The sequence below is a fragment of the Lactonifactor longoviformis DSM 17459 genome, assembly GCF_900129135.1.
In the GTDB taxonomy this organism is placed as follows: Bacteria; Bacillota; Clostridia; order Lachnospirales; family Lachnospiraceae; genus Lactonifactor; species Lactonifactor longoviformis.
In genome coordinates, this window is record NZ_FQVI01000008.1 from 143,444 (window position 1) to 161,174 (window position 17,731).

The following is a 17,731-nucleotide window of genomic DNA, read 5'->3' on the forward strand; positions in this document are numbered from 1 at the left end:
TGTATCTTTACATTACCTTCTGAAACATATGGCGCACCTTGTCCAGGCGGCTGTTTGGACGGCGGGGCTGGATGACCGGCTGACCGACAGCGGCCTGATATCCTTTCAGCTCTGTAAGGCATACGCTCCGCCCGTTGGTGTAAAAGGCCAGATCAGTACGGTATGCCTGTATACAGCGGGCGGGAATCTCGCCAGTAAAGACAACTTCATCCTTTTTTACCTGGGCCGTTTCGATGGTGGCACAGTATTTCGGTGCATCATGATAAGCCCTGGAAAGGTATTCCTGGGGCGCATAGAGGATGAAGGAGAGATAAGGTTCCAGCAGCTGCGTCCCCGATTCCTTCAATGCCTGTTCCAATACAATCGGGGCCAATGAGCGGAAGTCCGCCGGCGTGCTGACCGGACTGTAATAAAGCCCGTATTCAAAGCAAATCTTACAGTCCGTTACGTTCCAGCCGAACAAGCCCTGCTCCAGCCCGTAACGGATACCATCCCTGACAGCGTTTTGAAAACTCTGGTTCAAGTATCCCAGCGAAACCCGGCTCTCGTATTGTACACCGGAGCCAAGCGAGAGTGGTGTAACAGACAGTCCTATGGATGCCCAAAACGGGTTGGGCGGCACCTCGATATGGATGGTGTGGCTGGCTGCTTTGAGCGGCCGCTCCATATAAATGACGGAGGGTTCCTTTACCACTGTTTCAAGCTTGTATTTTTCCGACAGCAAAGCGGAAACAACCTCCAACTGCACCCGGCCCAAAAAAGAAAGAATGATCTCATGGGTGATGGAATCCACTTCGCAACGCAAAAGCGGGTCAGTATCCGCAAGTTGCGTAAGAGCGTCCAGCAGCCGTTCTCTTTGCGCTGCCGTTTTCGGCGCAATCGTCGTCCGCAGCATGGGGAGGGGGTCCTCGCGCCACCTTTTACGAGGGAGCCGGGTTTGGTCCCCTAATACATCGTTTAACCTCACGCTGTCGCTGGGAAGGATAACAATTTCACCCTGATAAGCGGTGTCTGTCCGAACAATTTCCCCTTTGGATGGAATACGCATCTCTGTGATTTTCAGCTTTTCTCTCCCGGCCAGGGCCACCGTATCCCGCAGGCGCAGCGTTCCGCTGTATAACCGTAGATAGACACGCCGCTGGCCGCAATCGGTGTACTCAACCTTGAAAACGCTGCCGCATAGGGCGGCGCCCCCCTGTTCCCCAATCGGTTGGAACAGCCCTGTCACCGCATCCATCAACGGTTGAATGCCAAGGCCATTTTTGGCGCTGCCATGATAGACTGGGAACAGGGAGGCGTCTTGAACCCGCTGCTGTTCCTCCCGCGCAAGTTTTTCCCGGCTGATTGGTTCTCCTGCGATATACTTTTCCAATAATTCATCGTTATTTTCGATGACCGCATCCCATGCTTCTATGTCGGTATTTTCCTCCAGGACTATTTCCGGGGACAGCGACACCGTCTGCTTGATGATAATATCGGCGGAGAGCTTATCCCGAACAGACTGAACCACGCTCTGCAAATCAACGCCAGCCTGGTCGATCTTGTTGATAAAGATAACGGTGGGAATGTTCATTTTCCGCAGGGCATGGAACAGAATACGGGTCTGGGCCTGCACGCCATCTTTAGCGGAGATCACCAAGATGGCCCCATCTAAAACAGCCAAAGAGCGGTACACCTCCGCCAAAAAATCCATGTGGCCGGGCGTATCCACAATGTTAACTTTACATCTGTGCCACTGGAAGGAAGTGACTGCCGCTTGAATGGTAATCCCACGCTGCCGCTCCAAAAACATGGTGTCCGTCCTCGTTGTCCCTTTTTCGACGCTCCCCGGTTCTGAAATGGCTCCGCTGGCATATAGCAGGCTCTCCGTCAAGGTCGTCTTTCCAGCGTCTACATGGGCAAGAATTCCAATATTGATTATTTTCATGTGATTGTCCTCCCTTTACAGCCCCAAAGGGCATAAAAATCCCCAGCAGTAAAATACTTTTACCACTGGGGATTATAAGTTGCGGACATACACATATACAGCATACACCTGTTTGTGATTGCTGTTTTTGGGGATATGTCAAAATTGATAAGGCAAAAGTATTCTTAAATTGGGTACAAAAAACTAAGCCCCTACAAAAGGAGCTATCATAATCCTTTGTTCCCACTATTTGATTATAGTTTTATTTAAGAATACCTTGCCGCATATTTTTTACTCCTTTTCTGGATTAAATCATTGTATCACATCAGTTTTAGGAAAGCAAGTACCTAAAAGAAATTTTTCTTCCCCTTATATGTAACAATCATACCGGCTTCCTAGCGTTCAGAATGTTTTCTGCTGTCTGCTGTGGTGTTTGGTTGGAATTGTCCAACCAAAAGCCGATCCGTGGTGTTGTCTGCATTTTACTAAATACAAATTCAATGTATACAGAAAGATATAAGGAGTGGGAGGGATTCCGCCGTAGTTGGCATTGTAGGAAAATCCAAAAGTTTAGATTTTCCCACAATGCTTATCTTTTGGTCTTTGGTTCGGAATAGTGTAGTGCTGGCGGTCTATCTCTTGTTTTCGGTTGCTTGCTTCCTTACCGTACATGAGCATTACTGGCAGGGTTGTCCTGACCGTAACCTTCCAGGAGGTTGATGCCGCCCCACACGCACAGGCCGCCGCCCAGCGCGATCACCAGAGTCTGCAATACGTCGATAGCGTTAGTGAAAAAATCCATAAATCATATTTCCTTTCTTCGTTGTAGAATTGTTATTGAAGGTCTGCTGCTGCCAATTCGTACATCTCGAAAGGCTCATCCGGCTTCACGATAGCCGGTTTGCGTTTCATGTACCGTTCCATATCAAAGAGGTACTTCTTGTCGGCGTCGGCGGTGTATTTGTAATTCGGATGCTTCGTCAGGTCGTACTTGTCCGAGAGAAACGGGCGCACGCCCCGCAGCATGAAGATACACTTGCCTCCGTCCATTACCGCCAATTCGTCTTGTGTCATCAGCTCCTTTCCTAATTTTTGATAGGTGAGGCCGTGAGAAACCTGGCTGCCACGGTTTTCCGATTGATTGAAACTGTCAATCGTTTCTTTCCCCAGCAGCTCCGAAATTTCTTTCAGAGTGGATTTCTCCTTGCCTCCCAAAAACAAGGTGCTGTCGCAGTTGCCCACGATGGTATCCGCCGCGTCCTTGTAGATGGTCTTTAACTGGCTTTGGCTCTGCAAAATAATAGAAGCCGATATTTCACGGCTTCGGATGGTGGCGATCAGCTTATCAAAGTTTGGTATCTGACCGATGTTGGCGAACTCGTCCAGGAGGCACCGCACATGGACCGGCAGGCGCCCCCCGTAGAAGTCGTCCGCCTTGTCACACAGCAGGTTGAAAAGCTGGGAGTACATGAGCGCCGCCACGAAATTAAAGGTCGAGTCCGTGTCCGATAAAATCACGAACAGCGCCGATTTGCGGTCGCCCAGGGTATCCAGCTCCAGTTCGTCCTCCACCATGAGGTCCCGCAGCTCTTGGATGTCAAAGGGAGAGAGGCGGGCGCCGCAGGAAATCAGTATGGATTTCAGAGTTTTGCCCGCGGCCATTTTGAATTTGCGGTATTGCTTCACAGCGAAGTGGTCCGGGTGCTCTTTCTCCAGCTTGGCGAACAGCAGGTCCACGGGAGACTGAAACTCCTCGTCGTCCTCTCTGGCCTCGCTGGCGTTGATGAGGTCCAGCAGGGTGATGAAGTTGCGCTCCTCCGGCTCCGCCTCGTACCAGATGTAGCCGATGAGGGCGGAATAGTACAGGCGTTCGGCCTTGACCCAAAAATCCTCGGAACTCTTTTCGCCCTCGCCCTTGGTGTTGAGGATCAGGGCGTTCACCAGCTTCAAAATATCCTTCTCTGAGCGGATGTACGCCAGGGGATTATATCTCATGGATTTCTTGAAGTTGATGAGGTTCAGACTTTTAATGCGGTATCCCTTGCGGTCCAGCAGGGTCCCCACCTCATTCAGGATGGTGCCTTTGGGGTCCGTGACCACATAGGAGGAATGGCACTGGAGCAGGTTGGGCTTGACAAAAAATCTCGTTTTGCCGCTGCCGGAACCGCCGATGACCAGGATATTTTTGTTCCTAGCGTACTTGGGTTCCTTTGGGCGGCTCGACATGGTGATCCGCTCCGTCTGGGTGAGCAGGACATTTTGAGAAAAGTCCTTGTCCATGTAAGGGGCGATGTCGGCGGGGGTGCCCCATGAAGCGTTTTGTCAAGTGCTTTTCGCAATTTATTGACGCAAAACAGGATTTTTTCAAGAGAAAAGCCCCATGCGGTCAACATGGGGCGAGTTGATAAAGTGAAAGTGCGAAAGTGCAAGGTGCAAAGGCTCTGCGTTTTGCACTTTCATTTTGCAGTTTCGGGCGGCTGCTTCTTCTTGATGAAGTTGTACCATTGACTTCCAACGCGCCTTGCGCCCAATATGCCGCCCATGCTGCGCTTGGCATTTTGTACCGTTCTTTCGGATATTCCGGCTTCGGCTGCCGCCTTGACAATATCCTCGCTTGCCATTTCCTTACCGTCTGCAAGTAAATCGAGTATCAACCTTTCCGCTTGCTCGGTCTTGGTTTCGGTGTTGCCGCCTGTGCCGGACAGCAGTTCATCAGCGGTAATGTCATATTCGCCTATCCATGAAAAGCCGCTTTCCGCGCCCAACGAAAACGCCATAGGCTTACCCTCCGGTGCAAGGGAAGATTTGTCGTGAATGATAACGCGCACATTCGGCTCTCGTTTCACGCGCCCTATGAGCAGCACACTACGAGCGGCGGCTCGGAAGTCGATAGAGCCTAATCCCCGGTATGCGCTCTGACCTCCGGCAGCTTTGTTCAAGTGCCCGATAAGCACAACGGCACACCCGGTACGCTCTGCAACTTCGGCAAGGCGGCGAAAGATAGGGCGTATTTCGTTTGCCTTGTTCATATCCGTTTTTTCGCCTACATACGCCTGTATGGGGTCAAGGATTATAAGACGCGCCCCGGTCTGCCGGATTGCCCTTTCTATGCGTTCATCGGATAAGGACAATTCCTGTTTGCCCTCGTCAATGACAAGTACCCGGTCAAGGTCTGCGTCCGCTTCCATAAGGCGCGGCTTGACGGTATCGCCCAAACCGTCCTCTGCGGTCTGATAGATAACATTAAAAGGCTCATGCTCTGCCATAGCCGGAAAGGGCTTGCGGTTGGTACAGGCGGCGCAAAGGCGCAGGGCAAGGGTGGTTTTTCCCTCGCCGGGGTTGCCCTGTACGATTGTTACCTTTCCAAAAGGGATATACGGCTCCCATAGCCATTCAACGGTCTGTGTGTCAACCTCGCTCATGCGGATAATTTCAACGGTTTCTTCCTGTTGCGGCTCACGCAAGCCATAGACAGCTTCGCGCAGATATTTTCCGTCTGTAATTTCCTCTTTACGCTGTAAAACCTCGTTCCAGTCTTTGAACAACGGTACAAGGCGATTGACGGTGTAGCCTTGGGGGATAATGCTGTTAAGGCGGCTGCAAGCGTCTGTCCCGGCTTTGTCGCTGTCAAGGCAGAGATAGACGGTCTTGATATTCGGACGGTCAGAGAGAAAACGCAGCAGGGCTTTTTCACTCACGCCGCCCAATGACAGATAGCTTTGTTTCTGCCATTCCTTTTTGAACAGGCAGAGGAAAGATAACAGGTCAATGGGGGCTTCAAAGACAAAAAGCCTTTCGCCCTCGCCCCGGTAGCAGAAGTTAAAAGTCTTGTCGCTGCCTTTCACATCAAGCCGGAAGCTGCCCACCGTTCCCCGTTGGTGGGCATATCTCGGTATGCCGCTTTCATCTCTGCCGACAAATACGGCGTTATGGTGGGCGGCTTCCTCGTAGAGATCGCCGCAGGAAAAGAAAAAGCCCGACACATCTTCATCAATGCGCCGGGCGGCTGTAAGGTAGTTCCTCGCTGTTTGGTTGTCGGGGCTTTTGGGTGGTAGTCTGAATTGCAGATAGACGGGTGGGGGTGCTTCGCCCCGTTCGCCTATCAGCATTTCAACGGCTTCAAGAAAACTTTTGCCGTAAAACTCCATGACAAAATCAATCGGACCGCCGCCTTTGCTCTGGCTGTGCCGATACCATCTGTTTTCTCTGACCGTCAAGCTGTCGTGCCGTTTCCAACGGTACTCCTGTCCGGCGCGTTCAAGCTGTTCGCCCTGGGCTTGCAGGAATGATACAAGGTCGGTCTGATTTGCCCGGTCAATCTGTTCTTTGGTGTAGGTCATAGGGAAATATCCTCCTTTTTGCGTCTTGGTGTTTGGTGTGTCTGTTCCTGTGTGCGCTGCTCGGCTTGCTCTACAATATCAATGCACTTTCGGATTTGCTGTAACTCCTTAACCTCGCTGCGCTTTGTTTTCAGTTCTTCATATTCGCCTGTGGATTGGGCTTTCAGTTCGTCAAATTCTTTCTGCCACTCGGACACCTTGAAAGACTTTGTACCCTCCGGCAGATTTGCGTGCAGGAAACGGTTGGCGGCGTTCCAGATAATGAGGTCGCTTTCGTGGGCTTGCTCAAATTTTTCTCTCTTTTTGCCCCATCCGTTTTTCAGCGTTTTCAGTTCATCGTGAATGGGCTTCAAGCGGTTGTAGTTGCTGCCATGCTCGATAAACTTTTCCAATGTCCTCATGCGCTTCTGCTTGGCAACAACGCTTGTATTCAGCCGCTTTGCTTCTTCATCAACAGAGGAAAGGGCAGCGTCCAAATCTTCAAGGGTAGCAATGCCCTTGCTTTGCAGATAGACAATCGCCTTGCTGATTTTTTGCAATTCCCCGGCAGTATGCTGTTGCTGCCAGCCCTGTGAATACTTCCGGCTTTTCTCTCGTTCAATGCTCAAATACCTTGTAAGCAGCGTGGCAATATCGGGAGAGTGCGGGGCAGCTTGCAGTTGCTTCTTAGCGGCGAAAACCTCCGCAAGCCATTCTTTCAAGCTGTCGATATAGCCCCGGATTTCCCGCATAAGTCGGTTGGTCTTTTGTATCATGCGGTTGATTTCTCCCTTGTCGGTGGCTATGCCTTTCTTCTCCATTTGGGAAGCTGCAACACCCATGTGGACGGTGGGGAGTTCCTCAATACCACGCTCTGCATGGCTGCGGTGGTCGATACGCTCCGCGCTGCCGCTTCGCTCTAAATAGTCGTTGGCAAGGTCAGCCCACGCCTTGCGCCATAGGTCGGCGTTCTCCTGCCTGTTCCAGTCCATAAGGTCAACCTTGCGCGTCTTGTATCTGCCGCTTGGCAGCTTTACGCGCTCCCCATTTTCGTCAAGGACATATTCCTTTTTTGACTTCGCCGCCCATGTGCCTTTTTCATCAAGGGGGCGCATAGTCAAAAGGATATGAGCGTGTGGGTTGCCGTTGCCTGTGTCGTGGATATTGAAGTCGGCGCACATTCCTTTGGAAACAAATTGAGAGGAACAGTATTCCCGGACAAGGCGGGTCTGTTCCTCTCTTGAAAGTTCAACAGGTAGGGCGATTTCGATTTCCCTCGCAAGCTGTGAGTTATTCGATTTTTCGATTTGCTCCACGCTGTTCCATAGAATAGAACGGTCAGAGAAAGAGGGTGGGGCATGGGGCGGCAGCATGATTTCAGAATGAACAACGCCGCCTTTTCTTGTATAGTCGTGGGTCAGTCCGTCCCACTCGTTTGTCAGCTTCTCTCCGGCGCGGTAGGCTGCTGCGGCTACGGCAGATTTGCCCTTTCCCCGGCTGACAATCTTAATGCTGCAATGGTAGATTGCGATAGTATCACCTCCCGATACGGTCAACAAAACCCCATGAAAGTGAATAGCTTGCAAAGCAAGGTGTTCGCTTTCGTGGGGTACACAAAAGGGTAGACAGCGCAAGCTGTCGCAGGGAAAGTGTAGGTTTCCCTGTCGCGGCGCAAGCCGCCAATCTCTGCACAAGGCAATAATGCCCGGTGCGGAGATAAAGCCCTCGGCAGAGCGCACACGCCCGTTAGGGTGTATAAGTGCGCCCTTGTGTGCAAGGGTAATTCTTCGGTGTCGCTTCTCCGGCTCGTTTTCTCAAAAACTCCTGCGCTTTGTCGCTGAAAACCGCGGTGTAGAGGAAGTCGCGGGCTTCCTGTTCTGACATATCAATGAGTGCCGGGACAAGGCTTTCAAGGTAGCCGCCCCGCGAACAAAGACGGTGGTTGCGCTCCTTGCGCTTCTCAATGGCAAGTTTGCGGTCAAGCATTTTGTTCCTGTTCTCATACTGCCGGATTTTCTTCTGTGTCAGTTCCATTTCGGCGTTACATTCCTCGATGGTGGTCGGTGGTTTTTTCTTCGACATGGTAGCCCTCCTTTTTGATTTTTAGTAAAAGAAAAGGGCGGCTACTTCGGTTTGGAAATAGTCGCCCTGTTGGGGAATTATGTTATTGTTATTTGAATAATATTATTCTGCCGCGTCTGTGTTACTTTTATCTGCTTTCTTCATTTTCAAGGAGCCCAAAATAAAGACAGCTCCGAAAATGAAACAAAGGACAGACCAGATAGCAAGGTCAGAGAAGCTACCGTAATTTACAATTCCCAGCAGTCCGCCCAACAGATAGAATACTCCGGCAACAATTCCGCCGCCTTTGCTCTTTCGGGTTGCTACTCCAACGATGCCTGCAATCAGCATACAGAAAGCAAGCAACATTCCTGATGTTCCGCTTACTTCGCCGTTATCTGCTAAAGCATTTCCTAATCCGGCAGCGCAAGATTGAAAAGCTACTAAAACAAATAAAACCATGCTGATAATTCCGATTACTAATTTTGCCGTTTTCATGTTGCACACCTCATCTCGTTACGGATTTAATGTAATTACCTCATTTGCAAAATCTTCGCCCATAAAATCATCAGCATCGTATGCTCTAAACAGGACTTCGATTTCTTCCACTTCGGTAATTCCGTTTTCCTCTAAAGTTGTATCAGACCATGCCATAGAACTAAATGCACATTTTCCGGCAGAAACAGAAGTTGCATAGAATGGGTCTGCCATAAAGCCGTTTACAGATGCGTCATCAACGCTGAACATTACCGTTTTGTCTGTCTTGTTCAGCAAGAACAGATTGGCAGTATAGCCCCATATCTCATCATCTTCATAGCCTGTTACGATAACAGTAACATAATCATTATCGATAATCACATTATCAGTAGCCTGTGCTTCTCTCACAAATGCAACAGCGTTTTCTTCTCCGTATGGATAGACATGGATTGTTTCCTTTCCAACAGGGTCAGCAGACCAATCATTGCTATCATACACCTTGAAAGTCAATTCAATATCTGTGTATTCAACAATACCATTTTCCTCAAGAGTATCGGTGCTAAAGTTGATTTCTTCGTTAGCCTTTTTGCCAGCAGCTACCTCGCTTGCAAACATTGGATCGCACTGAACACCATTGATGGAAGCACTCTCGACAGAGAACATATAGGTTTTCTCTGTGGACTTGTTTTCAAGCTGTGCTTTCAGAGTGTAGCCCCACATATTATCGGGGTCGATTTCGGTAATTTTTACCGCACACTCTGCGTTGTCAATGGCAACAACTTCCTCAAATACGATTTGATTTTCGGTGTTGTCGTTTTCGGTGCTTTCTTCATTTTGAGAAGAAGCGGGGGCATCGTCAGATGCGTCAGGTGTCGCTTCTCCGCCACAAGCTGCAAGAGATAGCACTAAAGCAAGCGAAAGAAGCAAGGTTACAAGTTTTTTCATTCCATTCCCTCCGTTATTAAAAAGTGTAACTTTCCAAATTTAAAAAAGCGACTCATAGAATTATTTCCTCCCGTTAAATAATAGATAACTATTAAAAATAGACAATACTTGCTCATAAGTAATGGTACTTAAATTGTTTACTTTGGCGTGTTTCATTGCTTGATGAAACTGATTTTTAGTAAACAGTTGACGATATTCTCGATTGACCCATTTTGAAACAAAGTACGTATATAGCTTCCAATATTTATCTGGAACATCTGTGGTATGGCGGGTAAGTTTTATTAAGACACTGTTTACTTTTGGTTTAGGATGAAAGCATTCCGCTGGCAGCTTAAGCAATTGCTGAATCGAGACTTGAGTGTGCAAGAGCAACCCTAGTGTTCGGTGAATATCCAAGGTACGCTTGTAGAATCCTTCTTCAACAATCAGATAGATGTCAGACGCACGGCTTTCAAAAACCACTTTTTTAATAATTTGTGTGCTTAAATGGTAAGGAATATTCCCAACAATTTTATACCTCTGTTTGTTAGGGAATTGAAACTGTAGAATATCTTGGTGAATTAAAGTGACACGAGTATTCAGTTTTAATTTTTCTGACGATAAGTTGAATAGATGACTGTCTAATTCAATAGACGTTACCTGTTTACTTATTTTAGCCAGTTTCGTCGTTAAATGCCCTTTACCTGTTCCAATTTCGTAAACGGTATCGGTTTCTTTTAAATTCAATTGTTTTATTATTTGGTTGAGTACTTTTTCACTCGTTAAAAAGTTTTGAGAATATTTTATATTTTTGTTCATGTAATCTCTCCTGAAGTGATTACATCTATAAACAAATACAGAAGTTAAACGATTTGTTTGTAATTTTAGTTATCTGTTTAAAAAGTCATAAGATTAGTCACTGGTAGGAATTAATCTAACGTATTTATTTATCTGCGTAATCACTGTTTTTAGTCTGTTTCAAAACAGTAGATGTTTTATCTACATTACGCATTTGGAATACCAACATGACGAATCCCTCCTTCTTAATTACAAATTTTTAGCATCTAATTTAACTTCAATTCCTATTATACAAAATTTTAAGATAATGCACTATCAACACACTCTTAAGTTTGCTTCTAAGTCTTATTTCCATAACTTCTTTTACGTTTCCGCCATTCTTTGCTGTTTCGATTTTTATGATATGGTGCAAGTCAGCACGAACACGAACCGTCTTATCTCCCATTATATCTTTTTTTGCACTGATTGGTGTATCATTTCGTTTTTCTTTTTGTGCGCCTAAATTTCCCACAATCACTCACTTCTTTCTATTTCTTCTTATTCTTATTTTATCATCAACAATCACAAATCACTTGTGATTTGTGATAAGTGATTTGTGATAAGTGATTTGTGATTAATATATAAAAGCCCTCTTTAAAGGGCTTTTATGTTTATTTTGAGAAAGATATAAAATCAATATATCCCTTTTCCCCAATTTTTACAACGGCATTGTAGGGCTTTTTCTCTTTGTTTTTGATTCCTTTTACCAGGGTTTCTTTTCCCTCCAGTAATTCTTTTACATTCGTTTTGGTTAGTTTTTTCTTTCTAAAATGTTCAGCTAAAGTAAACTTACATTCAGGATAATTTGAACAACCATAAAACGATTTTTTTAATACAATATTGTTGCCACACTTAGGACATTTTCCTACAAGGGGTCCCGAGCGCTTAGTGGGAATTTGTACCCCTTATCGATACAAATTCCCCGTAGGCGCTAGGGACCTCTTTAGCTTCTTGGAAGCTGTCAGTAGTATATCTAATAATTTATCTCCATTCCCTTTAGTAACGTGTACTTTCCTGTAAACGCATTTTATCGACAAATTAGCCGGGATATAAACGAATATTTACATTTCAAGACTTGAAAAACGCCGTCTGAAGAAGTATAATATTAAATACCTATAAGCAATAGGCGGTTTACAGGAAAGTACACCTTTCTGTAAAACCGCCTATTTACAATAATTTGGCTTTTTCGTAGATTTCTGCCCGGTAGCGAAAGGTCGCAAGGGGCATACCACACTCTTTTGCGGCTGCTGTGCCGGTAATTTTCCCGGCACGCCACCTCTGATAAACAGCATGAAAGTTATCCGGCAAGGGGCGTGGTGGTCGCCCAAAGCGCACACCCCGCGCCTTTGCTGCCGCGATACCCTCTGTTTGCCGCTGTCTGATATTGGTGCGCTCGTTTTCTGCCACAAAGGACAGCACTTGAAGCACAATATCCGAGAGAAATGTTCCCATAAGGTCTTTTCCCCGGCGCGTATCAAGCAGGGGCATATCCAAAACCACAATGTCAACGCCCTTGTCCTTTGTGATGATACGCCATTGCTGTAAGATTTCTTCATAGTTGCGTCCCAGACGATCTATGCTCTTGATATAGAGCAGGTCGTCTTTTTTCATTTTTCTAAGCAGCTTTTTGTACTGTGGACGCTCAAAATCTTTGCCGGATTGCTTATCCATAAAGATATTCTTATCTGAAACGCCTACCTCGCGTAAGGCGATAAGCTGCCTGTCCTCGTTTTGTTCTCTTGTGCTGACACGCACATAGCCGTAAATGCTTCCAGTCAATTTTTATCCTCCTGTTCGTTTTACATAGACATCAACCGTCCTTACCTAATAATTTTACTGTATCTTTGTGTCATGGCTTGCTTTTCCCGGCTGAAATACCATGCTTCTTTGCATAGTCGCTTGCCGCCTGTCTGCGTTCCTCGCTGTATGGTGCGGTCAGACGGAAAGAGAAGCGTCCCTTTGCAATCTCAAACTCCATACAGCCCGTTTCCGGGTCGCTGTCGGTCAGCTTACAGACAGAGGGGAAGCGGCGGCTGTACGCGGTCAGCCTGTTCTTCAAGTCGGTGTTGTGGGTGCGGATATGGATAAGGGGGTCTTTCTCGTCAAACCAAATATCGGTGGTCTTTTCCTGCTTTTTCAGTCCTGTTTTCATAAACTCTCCTTTCTGCGCCCCTGTTACGCAGTAGGGGCATTTTTCGGGTGTTTTCTTCGGCTCTTGACTTGGGAAAAACGGCGTTTTTTCAATAGAAAATGCTCTGGCGATACATTCCTCGTCCAGAGTGTTCCAATCGTCAAATATTCCGTTTTTACGGCTCTTGACCGTCAGACGCAGAAAAATGCGAATAGTCGGCAAGTATCGCTTTCAGCAGCTTGTCGCGGAATGTTTCTGCGCTTCTGTGATTGAAAAACAACTCCGCAACGATGGTCTGTCCGTTCCGCTGTGTTGTGATGATACCATCCGGCTGCTTCTGCGCGGTGGTTGTGGTTTTCTTTTCTGTCATTGGGTCACTCCTTCCTTTGGGTGCAAAAAAAGGATTTCCCATAGTTGGAAAATCCCTTTCTGCTGTCGGTTATTCTGTTTTACGATACGGGCAGCGCAGCGGCTTGCGCCTTTCGCTTTGCCCGATATTCCCGCGCCTTGATGCGTTCATACTCCCGGCGTTTTTCAAGGTTTTTCGCCCGGTATTCCTTTGAGTAGTTCCGATGATAAGCGCGGCTCTTTTCCTTTTGGGCTTCTTCGATTTTCTCCCGCATTTGCCGGATTTCTTCCTCTGTCGGCTCTGCAAGCTGTGTCAGTTCGTTTTCAAACTTGCCGATATAGCTGAAATATATCCCGATATGCTGAACAGCTTGTTTTGCCCTTTTCTTATCGCGCTCATGCACTTCAATTCTGCTGATAAATTCATTGAGAATGGCGGGGGTAAGGTCGGTAAAGGCGGCGTAGCGTTCTATCAGCTTCAAAAACTTATGCGCCCATCCTCCTGCGTCCTCAAACGCGGATAACTGTTCTTTGAGTTCTGCAAGTTCCGCTTTCAGCGTATAGTATTCCTCCGAATATTTCTGTGACATTTGCTCGTATCGGTCTTGTGGGATAGCACCGAGGGCGTTATCCTCGTAGAGTTTATTCAGCACCTTGTCAATCTGTTCAAGGCGTGTTGTAATTTGCGGAATACGCTTCTGCTGTTTTTTGCTCTTGTCCGTCTGCTGCATATCAAGGTTTTTTCGGACTAATGCTTCAAATTCCTCCCGGTTGCTTATGGAGTATTCTGCAACTTTTTTCAGAACATCCGCGATAGTCTGCATGACTAAATCAGCGTCTATGATGTGCGGGGAATTGCATTTGGGATTTTTGGCTTTGCCCTTGTGGTACTCGCTGCAAAAGGCAACATGACGCTTGCCGCCGTTCCTGTAATCTATGCGAATGTGCATTTTTGCGCCGCAGTCTTTACAGAACATCAAGCCCGACAAAGGGTGGATTTCTCCGTCCCCGTTAGGGCGTCTGACAGGCGCGTTTTCCAAAATCCGCTGTACGGTTTCAAAGTCGGCGCGGTCGATAATCGGCTCATGCACATTCTCGGTTATCTGCCATTCGCTTTTATCTACATAGTGGTTGCGCTTGTCCCGAAAATGCTTTGTGGTCTTGAAATTGACAACATCACCACAATACTCCTGCCTTGTGAGTATCTTGGTTAAGGTTGCTTTGTTCCATTTATAGCGATTTTCCTCGTTCAGCGGTCTGCTTTTCGCTGTCCCTCTGTCGTGCTGTTTGAGGTAGAACGTAGGCGTGAGGATTTGCTCGTTTTTGAGATATACGGCAATTTGGTTTCTGTTCTTCCCGCCGATAAACAGACGGAAAATCAAGCGTACCACTTCGGCGGCTTCCTCGTCGATTATCCAAAAATCCTTGTTGTTCGGGTCTTTCATATATCCGTATGGGGCTTCGGTGGCGATGGGTTTGCCGCTTGCACCCTTGGTCCTGATACCCGTTTTTACTTTCTTGCTGATGTCCTTTGCGTACCACTCCGACATGATATTGATAAAGGGCGCAAACTCCAATGTATCGGGATTGTCGCTGTCTATGCCGTTATTGACCGCGATAAAGCGGACATTGTTCCGTCTGAATACCTCCATTGCATTGCCGACTTGGAGATAATCACGCCCCCAGCGCGTCAGGTCTTTCATAATGCAGACGCCTATTTTTCCGTTTTCCACATCCTCCATCATGCGGGAATAGGCAGAGCGGTCAAAGAACCTGCCGCTTTCGTCATCGTCAATGTAGTGCCGGATATTGGTTAATCTCTGCTGTTGGGCGTACCGTTCCAGAAATGCCTTTTGGTTTACAATGCTGTTGCTCTCGCCGCCATCTCTGTCCTCGTCCCCGACGGAAAGGCGGGAGTAAAGGGCTGTAATTTTATTATATTCGTTCATGTGCATACCTCCTGCGTCCACATAGTTTTCCTTACAGTTAAGATTATGCACCACATCGGGCGCTCCCGTACTCGATACCGCGGCGGTATTTCTTCGCGTTTTTGCCCTTGGAGTAGACCGCCAGCCGGATCAGCACCGCGCCGGCGGCGCCCACGCACAGGTCCACCAGGTGGAAGCTGGGCGCCAGACTGGCAAAGGCCGCAGAAAAGCCCTGCCCGATGTGGAGCAGCTTCTCCGAGGCGTCCACCCCAGGAGCCAGCCGCACACCCTGACAGAGCTTGTCAAAGAGATACACGAAGATGAGATACGGGAGGTTGAGGATGAGCTGTTTTTTCAGCTTGTCGGTCATCGTGCCACCTCCCGGTCCCTGGTCTTGACCTTCTCCCGTTCCCGGTGCTTGGTCTTGGACTGTTCCTGGGTCTGGGCCAGCTTCTCCCGGATGGTGGGGCGCTTCTCCCGGTTCAGGGTCATGGCGGTGAACTCCTTGAAGGCCGGCTGGAGCTGGTCCTTGTCCTTCGCCTTGAAGAATACATAGTAGTGCGGTGGGTCGGTGCTGGGGTCCTTCTTCAGGGCATAGTCGATGTCATACTTCTTCGCCACCGCCGAAAACGCCTTGATGTTCTGCTCCGTGATCTCGATGTTGGTCAGGGAGGCCCCATGCTGTTTAAGCTGGTGCAAGGTCTGTTTCCCCTGGTGGAGGATGCGCTGGGAGGGCTTCTTCTGCATCTCCTCCAGCACCTTCTTCACGGCCTTTTGGAGCAGGTCCGCGGTCATCTTGCCGGTCTCCACCGAAAGGGAGACCACGCCCTGGGTGATTTCTTCCTGCACGCACATCACCTCCGATCTCCGCCGCCGTACAAGTCATGGCTCACCAGGGAGGTGTAGTAGCTGTCGATGGTGGCCGGGGCGTTATACAAAGCGGCCAGCAGGTATTTCTTGATATTGCGGACATAGGTGGTGTTCTCCCGCATCCGGTCCAGCACATACTCGATGTGGGAGCTGTCCAGTTTCAGGAACCGGGACTTGACCACCTCCGCCGGGTAGTCATCCCCGGCAATACGGATCATCTCCCGGTTGGAGCACACCGTGTCCACCATGAGCTCCACCAGTTCATCCAAACGGTCCCGGTCAAGCTGGTGGTTCTGGATGAGATAGTCATACTCGATGTTCTCCAAAATCAATTCACGATAGCTTTCGCGCTCCCGCATCCGGGCCCGTCCCATCCCGTCCGAACCCCTGGGGGCTTTGGGGGAGGATAGGACAGGATTTGATCCTTCCGTACTGAGTTCATCTTTTTTTGATTTATCAGGATTGCTTTTATCTTTATTTAATTGCGGCCGGTTTTCCAGACCCGGAGTATCCATATCCGGGTTTTCCGTATCTGGATGTTCCGTATCCGGTTCCTCCTCACACGGCCCGTCCGGCTCCGGGGGATGGGGCGTTTCGTAGATGACATACTCCACGTCCACGATCTTGCCTTTGCTGTCCCGAAGGCGGTTGCGGACGATGTACCCGGCCCGTTCCAGCTCCTTCAGGGCAGAGCCGATGCTGTCCGTACCCTCCTTGCAGATCTTCGCAAGGCCCCTGGTGGTGTAGTTCCAGTTCTCTGGCAGGGACAGCATCATGGAGAGCAGCCCCTTGGATTTCAGCGACAGGCCCGTATCCCGCAGGTGATGGTTGGACATCACCGTATAATCACGGGTTTTCTCAATACGGAATACCGCCATGTTGGATACCTCCTTCCTTCGGTTTTGAAAAGTGTTTGTTTCGGTGGATTTTTGCCCCTGTATTACCGTCCCGCCTCCCATGAGGGAAAGAATATGGGCGACCTCGTTTGCGCCGCTCACAGGCGAAAAAACAGGGAATTTCCCACCCGTATTCATACAGTTTCATGCACCCTCGGCAGGGCATAAAAAAACGCCACAGGTTTGTGTTACCCATGGCGTTGCCCCGGCAGATGGCCGGTCTGTATTCAGTTGCTCATTACTTACTCCTCGTTGTCCTCCATCCCCAGCCAATCTTCAAAAGATTTTCTGGAAATGCGGATCATGTTTCCAATCCGGATCGTCTGGAACTCGCCGGAGTTTGCCAGCTTATAAGCAGAGGATTTTCCAATGCCGAGAATAGCGGCTATGTTCTCCACGGTGTAGGTCCTGTTTTTCGGCGTCTGCTTTTCGCCCGATACACTCATAATCTGCCTCCTGTTTCTTGTCGGCGTTTTGCCCATACCTGCCCGGTATCCCTGACGGAAAAGGCCCTCACAGGCACGCTCCCTGCTAAGAATTTGCTAATTTGACCTTCTGAACGCCCCGTCACGAGGCGGCATTACAGGGATTTTTATGCAAGTTGACCAGTAACCAGGCAATACAATTTCAGATTAAACAATAAGGCAAATTATGAAGCGGACGATGTACGAAGCGGCACGCCATACTCCTAAGCGAGGGGTCGGAGGTTCAAATCCTCTCGGGAACGTTTAGAGAGGGGCTGTGAAAAAAGTCCCGTAAAAAAAGAACGCTTTCAGGTATACAAACCTGGAGGCGTTCTTCTTTTTGTGGTAAAATTAATCTACTATGAACAATAATACCGAGAAATATTATACCGCAAAACAGGGAAGGCTGCCACTGTTTTTTTCGGATTGTCTGGATCTCTGTGATCCAGTATTAGCATTTGACAGAATCATGGAGGAGATTGGAATAGAAAGATATCTTAGGCCAGAGCCCTCACATAAACTGGGCCGGCCCGGATATAATCGGGTCAACATGCTAAAGACAGTCCTGTT

General features: G+C 48.4%; 17 protein-coding genes and 4 pseudogenes. 1 reads left to right on the plus strand and 20 read right to left on the minus strand.

Going from position 1 to position 17,731, the window contains the following annotated elements:
* Positions 1-7: 7 nt before the first annotated feature.
* The 20 genes and pseudogenes from tet(W) to BUA56_RS09995 form a co-directional block, all read right to left on the minus strand.
* The gene (tet(W), locus tag BUA56_RS09895) at positions 8-1,927 is read right to left on the minus strand and encodes a tetracycline resistance ribosomal protection protein Tet(W) (protein ID WP_002586627.1); all 1,920 of its coding nucleotides are present in this window, start codon (positions 1,925-1,927) and stop codon (positions 8-10) included.
* Between the two features lie 652 nt (positions 1,928-2,579).
* A pseudogene (locus BUA56_RS09905) lies at positions 2,580-2,708 on the minus strand (Maff2 family mobile element protein); the annotation flags it as partial.
* 32 nt (positions 2,709-2,740) lie between these two features.
* Positions 2,741-4,225: pseudogene (locus tag BUA56_RS09910) on the minus strand (VirD4-like conjugal transfer protein, CD1115 family); the annotation flags it as partial.
* 137 nt (positions 4,226-4,362) lie between these two features.
* Positions 4,363-6,246: an AAA family ATPase gene (locus tag BUA56_RS09915; RefSeq protein ID WP_071143481.1), complete on the minus strand. Its 1,884-nt coding sequence runs from the start codon at positions 6,244-6,246 to the stop codon at positions 4,363-4,365.
* The gene (gene mobQ, locus BUA56_RS09920) at positions 6,243-7,811 is read right to left on the minus strand and encodes a MobQ family relaxase (protein ID WP_242700206.1); all 1,569 of its coding nucleotides are present in this window, start codon (positions 7,809-7,811) and stop codon (positions 6,243-6,245) included. Before mobQ ends, BUA56_RS09915 begins: the two co-directional genes overlap by 4 nt.
* Before the next feature lie 160 nt (positions 7,812-7,971).
* A complete protein-coding gene (locus tag BUA56_RS09925; protein ID WP_071143482.1) occupies positions 7,972-8,307 on the minus strand; it encodes a DUF3847 domain-containing protein in 336 nt (111 codons plus the stop codon).
* A gap of 102 nt (positions 8,308-8,409) precedes the next feature.
* On the minus strand, positions 8,410-8,784 hold the full coding sequence (locus BUA56_RS09930) for a hypothetical protein (protein WP_072851246.1): 375 nt from the start codon (positions 8,782-8,784) through the stop codon (positions 8,410-8,412).
* Positions 8,785-8,802: 18 nt separating this feature from the next.
* Positions 8,803-9,708: a hypothetical protein gene (locus tag BUA56_RS24125; protein WP_178801768.1), complete on the minus strand. Its 906-nt coding sequence runs from the start codon at positions 9,706-9,708 to the stop codon at positions 8,803-8,805.
* A 60-nt stretch (positions 9,709-9,768) separates the two neighbouring features.
* The gene (gene erm(B) / locus BUA56_RS09940; RefSeq protein WP_001038795.1) at positions 9,769-10,506 is read right to left on the minus strand and encodes a 23S rRNA (adenine(2058)-N(6))-methyltransferase Erm(B); all 738 of its coding nucleotides are present in this window, start codon (positions 10,504-10,506) and stop codon (positions 9,769-9,771) included.
* Between the two features lie 124 nt (positions 10,507-10,630).
* A complete protein-coding gene (locus tag BUA56_RS09945; protein WP_001814874.1) occupies positions 10,631-10,714 on the minus strand; it encodes a 23S rRNA methyltransferase attenuation leader peptide in 84 nt (27 codons plus the stop codon).
* A gap of 48 nt (positions 10,715-10,762) precedes the next feature.
* Positions 10,763-11,002 carry a peptide-binding protein gene (locus tag BUA56_RS09950; RefSeq protein WP_000635249.1) on the minus strand — a complete coding sequence of 80 codons (240 nt, stop codon included), beginning with the start codon at positions 11,000-11,002 and terminating at the stop codon, positions 10,763-10,765.
* A 133-nt stretch (positions 11,003-11,135) separates the two neighbouring features.
* Entirely contained in the window at positions 11,136-11,420 is a 285-nt protein-coding gene (locus tag BUA56_RS09955) for a topoisomerase C-terminal repeat-containing protein (RefSeq protein ID WP_002326770.1), read from the minus strand.
* Positions 11,421-11,691: 271 nt separating this feature from the next.
* Entirely contained in the window at positions 11,692-12,303 is a 612-nt protein-coding gene (locus tag BUA56_RS09960; RefSeq protein WP_071143484.1) for a recombinase family protein, read from the minus strand.
* A gap of 70 nt (positions 12,304-12,373) precedes the next feature.
* Positions 12,374-12,676 (minus strand): hypothetical protein, encoded by a 303-nt coding sequence (locus BUA56_RS09965; protein ID WP_071143485.1) that lies wholly within the window; start codon positions 12,674-12,676, stop codon positions 12,374-12,376.
* 154 nt (positions 12,677-12,830) lie between these two features.
* On the minus strand, positions 12,831-13,025 hold the full coding sequence (locus tag BUA56_RS09970) for a transposon-encoded TnpW family protein (protein ID WP_071143486.1): 195 nt from the start codon (positions 13,023-13,025) through the stop codon (positions 12,831-12,833).
* A gap of 79 nt (positions 13,026-13,104) precedes the next feature.
* Positions 13,105-14,952: a recombinase family protein gene (locus BUA56_RS09975; protein ID WP_207732025.1), complete on the minus strand. Its 1,848-nt coding sequence runs from the start codon at positions 14,950-14,952 to the stop codon at positions 13,105-13,107.
* Between the two features lie 49 nt (positions 14,953-15,001).
* Positions 15,002-15,301, minus strand: a pseudogene (locus tag BUA56_RS09980) (recombinase); the annotation flags it as partial.
* Complete coding sequence (locus BUA56_RS09985) at positions 15,298-15,780, minus strand: PcfB family protein (protein WP_003510930.1); 483 nt, start codon at positions 15,778-15,780, stop codon at positions 15,298-15,300. The gene BUA56_RS09985 and the pseudogene BUA56_RS09980, both read right to left, overlap by 4 nt.
* A gap of 5 nt (positions 15,781-15,785) precedes the next feature.
* Entirely contained in the window at positions 15,786-16,679 is an 894-nt protein-coding gene (locus BUA56_RS09990; protein ID WP_003510931.1) for a DUF6017 domain-containing protein, read from the minus strand.
* A gap of 260 nt (positions 16,680-16,939) precedes the next feature.
* The gene (locus tag BUA56_RS09995; protein WP_003510933.1) at positions 16,940-17,143 is read right to left on the minus strand and encodes a helix-turn-helix domain-containing protein; all 204 of its coding nucleotides are present in this window, start codon (positions 17,141-17,143) and stop codon (positions 16,940-16,942) included.
* Positions 17,144-17,522: 379 nt separating this feature from the next.
* Here BUA56_RS09995 and BUA56_RS23315 point away from each other — a divergent pair.
* A pseudogene (locus tag BUA56_RS23315) lies at positions 17,523-17,731 on the plus strand (IS1182 family transposase); the annotation flags it as partial.

Coding starts and splice junctions, on each gene's coding strand:
- BUA56_RS09995 (WP_003510933.1), bottom strand. CDS start 17,143: ATGAGTGTATCGGGCGAAAAGCAGACGCCGAAAAACAGGACCTACACC.
- BUA56_RS09970 (WP_071143486.1), bottom strand. CDS start 13,025: ATGACAGAAAAGAAAACCACAACCACCGCGCAGAAGCAGCCGGATGGT.
- BUA56_RS09945 (WP_001814874.1), bottom strand. CDS start 10,714: ATGTTGGTATTCCAAATGCGTAATGTAGATAAAACATCTACTGTTTTG.
- BUA56_RS09925 (WP_071143482.1), bottom strand. CDS start 8,307: ATGTCGAAGAAAAAACCACCGACCACCATCGAGGAATGTAACGCCGAA.
- BUA56_RS09990 (WP_003510931.1), bottom strand. CDS start 16,679: ATGGCGGTATTCCGTATTGAGAAAACCCGTGATTATACGGTGATGTCC.
- BUA56_RS09930 (WP_072851246.1), bottom strand. CDS start 8,784: ATGAAAACGGCAAAATTAGTAATCGGAATTATCAGCATGGTTTTATTT.
- BUA56_RS09975 (WP_207732025.1), bottom strand. CDS start 14,952: ATGAACGAATATAATAAAATTACAGCCCTTTACTCCCGCCTTTCCGTC.
- BUA56_RS09965 (WP_071143485.1), bottom strand. CDS start 12,676: ATGAAAACAGGACTGAAAAAGCAGGAAAAGACCACCGATATTTGGTTT.
- BUA56_RS24125 (WP_178801768.1), bottom strand. CDS start 9,708: ATGAAAAAACTTGTAACCTTGCTTCTTTCGCTTGCTTTAGTGCTATCT.
- BUA56_RS09915 (WP_071143481.1), bottom strand. CDS start 6,246: ATGACCTACACCAAAGAACAGATTGACCGGGCAAATCAGACCGACCTT.